A 2,671-nucleotide genomic window follows, 5' to 3' on the forward strand; every position below is an offset into this window, starting at 1 on the left:
ACCCAACCCCATTTCGAAGCCCCGCGCGGCCCCTCGGTCGAACTCATCAAGCTCTTGCGCGAGAAGTCGCCCCAGGACATCGCCGAGCTGATGCACCTGTCGGACAAGCTCTCGGCCCTCAACGTGGCCCGCTACGCCGCCTGGTCGTCCAAGAGCACCGACAAGAACGCCCGCCAGGCCGCCTTCGCCTTCGACGGCGACGTCTACGGCGGCTTCGACGCCCGCAGCCTCACGCCCGCCCAGCTCGCCTGGGCCCAGGACCACGTGGGCATCCTCAGCGGCCTGTACGGCCTGCTGCGCCCGCTGGACCGCCTGCAGCCCTACCGGCTCGAAATGGGCACCGCGTTGGCCAACCGCCACGGCAAGGACCTGTACGCCTTCTGGGGCTCGCGCATCGCCGAGCACCTGAACGAGCGCCTGGCGGCCGATCGCACGCCGGTCGTCGTCAACGTCGCCTCGCAGGAGTACTTCAAGTCGGTCGACCAGAAGGTGCTCAAGGCCCGCGTGGTCGAATGCGTGTTCCAGGAGTGGAAGGGCGACAAGTACAAGATCGTGAGCTTCTTCGCCAAGCGTGCCCGCGGCCTGCTGGCGCGCTGGGCCGTGCTGCACCAGGCGGCCACGCCCAAGGCGCTGGAAAAATTCGACCTCGAGGGTTATGGTTTCGACGCTCAAGCGTCGACAGCCGAAAGGCTGGTGTTCAGAAGAAAGCTAGCATGACCCCCAGGCTGCGCGCACTTCGTGTCGCTTCGCCAACCCCCTTCCAGGGGGCAACACCAGCGGCCCGGCAAAGCCGGTTCCGCGGTGTTTCTGGCGAAGAACTGCGTGGAGTCATGTGTTGCGGGTCTCATTGCAGAGTGGAGGAGCACTGACATGTCCCAAGCGATCAGTCCGGAATTGCGCGAATGGCTGGTGGCCCAGCTCGCGGCCGGCCATTCGGTGCCCGCGTTGCGCATGTCGATGCGGGCGGCCGGCTGGCAGGATGCCGCCACCGACCTCGCACTGGCCCAGCTGGAGGCCGGGTTTCCTGATGTGGAGGCGGCCCTGGCGCCGGCGCGCACCGAGATGCCCGGCCCCGACCTGGACGGCGCGCCGCTGTACATCGAGGCCGGCGATCGCCGCGTGCAGGTGCTGCAGACCGTGCGGCATCCGCGCGTCGTGGTGTTCGGCAACCTGCTGTCGGTCGAGGAATGCGAAGGCCTGATCGCCGCCGCGCGCGTGCGGCTGGCCCGCTCGCTCACCGTCGAGACCCGCACCGGCGGCGAGGTGCTCAACGTCGACCGCACCAGCGACGGCATGTTCTTCGAGCGCGGCGAGAACGAGATCGTCGCGCGCCTCGAACAGCGCCTGGCCATGCTGCTGCGCTGGCCGCTCGAGTACGGCGAGGGCCTGCAGATCCTGCGTTACGCGCCCGGCGCGCAGTACCGCCCGCACTACGACTACTTCGACCCGCACGAGCCCGGCACGCCCACCATCCTCAAGCGCGGCGGCCAGCGCGTGGCCACGCTCGTGATGTACCTGCAGGAGCCCGAGCAGGGCGGCGCCACCACCTTCCCCGACATCGGGCTCGAAGTGGCCCCGGTGCGCGGCACCGGCGTGTTCTTCAGCTACGACCGGCCCGACCCCGCCACCCGCACGCTGCACGGCGGCGCGCCGGTGCTCGCGGGCGAGAAATGGGTCGCCACCAAGTGGCTGCGCGAACGCGAATTCAAGTAGCAGAAGAAGCAACAAGGAACCGATGAAAGTCACCGCCAACGGCCTGCAGATCGAAGTCGACGACACCGGCGGCGAAGGGCGCCCCGTCATCCTGCTGATCATGGGGCTGGGCATGCAGCTGGTCGCGTGGCCCGATGCGTTCGTGCAGCAGCTGGTCGATGCGGGCTTTCGCGTGGTGCGCCACGACAACCGCGACATCGGCCTGAGCCAGGGCTTCGACCACCTGGGCACCGGCAACCTCGTGTGGGAAACCATCCGCCACCGCATCGGCCTGAAGGTGCGCAGCGCCTACACGCTGCAGGACATGGCGCTCGATTCGCTCGGCGTGCTCGACGCGCTGGGCATTGCCCGCGCCCACATCGTCGGCGCCTCGATGGGCGGCATGATCGCGCAGCGCATCGCCGCCACCGCGCCCCAGCGCACCGCCAGCCTCGTGAGCATCATGAGCTCCAGCGGCGCGCGCGGCCTGCCGGGCCCGCGCCGCGAGGTCGGGGCCATGCTCATGCGGCGCCCGCGCAGCCACGACGAGGCCGCGCTGGTCGCCCACAGCATCAAGCTGCTGCGGCTCATCCAGAGCCCGGCCTACCCGCAGACCGACGAGCAACTGGCCACGCGCCTCACCTTCAGCATGCGCCGCGCCTACCACCCGGCCGGCCTGATGCGCCAGATGCTCGCCATCGGCGCCGACGACGACCGCCCGCAGGTGCTGGCGCGCATCCAGCGCCCGACGCTGGTGCTGCACGGCGATGCCGACGCGCTCGTGCCCATCGCCTGCGGCCGCGATTCGGCGCAGCGCATTCCGGGTGCGACGTTCATCGCCGTGCCCGGCATGGGCCACGACCTGCCGCCCGAGGTCTGCACGATCCTCGCCCACCACATCGCTCCGTTCGCACACGCGGCGGATGCCGGAACCGCCCCATGAGCCACGACCCCACCAACCCCAACACGAACCCCAGAC

The 2,671-nt window shown here is 69.7% G+C and carries 3 protein-coding genes; all 3 read left to right on the top strand.

From position 1 onward, the window contains the following. The coding region (yaaA, locus tag AC07XP_RS32165; protein ID WP_495266948.1) for a peroxide stress protein YaaA at positions 1-717 on the top strand (717 nt) is incomplete at its 5' end. Positions 718-870: 153 nt separating this feature from the next. After that, positions 871-1,713, top strand: a complete 843-nt coding sequence (locus AC07XP_RS32170) for a 2OG-Fe(II) oxygenase (RefSeq protein ID WP_062479797.1) — start codon at positions 871-873, stop codon at positions 1,711-1,713. Positions 1,714-1,735: 22 nt separating this feature from the next. Further along, a complete protein-coding gene (locus tag AC07XP_RS32175) occupies positions 1,736-2,635 on the top strand; it encodes an alpha/beta fold hydrolase (protein WP_492684692.1) in 900 nt (299 codons plus the stop codon). The last annotated feature ends 36 nt before the right edge of the window (positions 2,636-2,671 follow it).

This window comes from Variovorax sp. GW531-E2 (assembly GCF_059423125.1).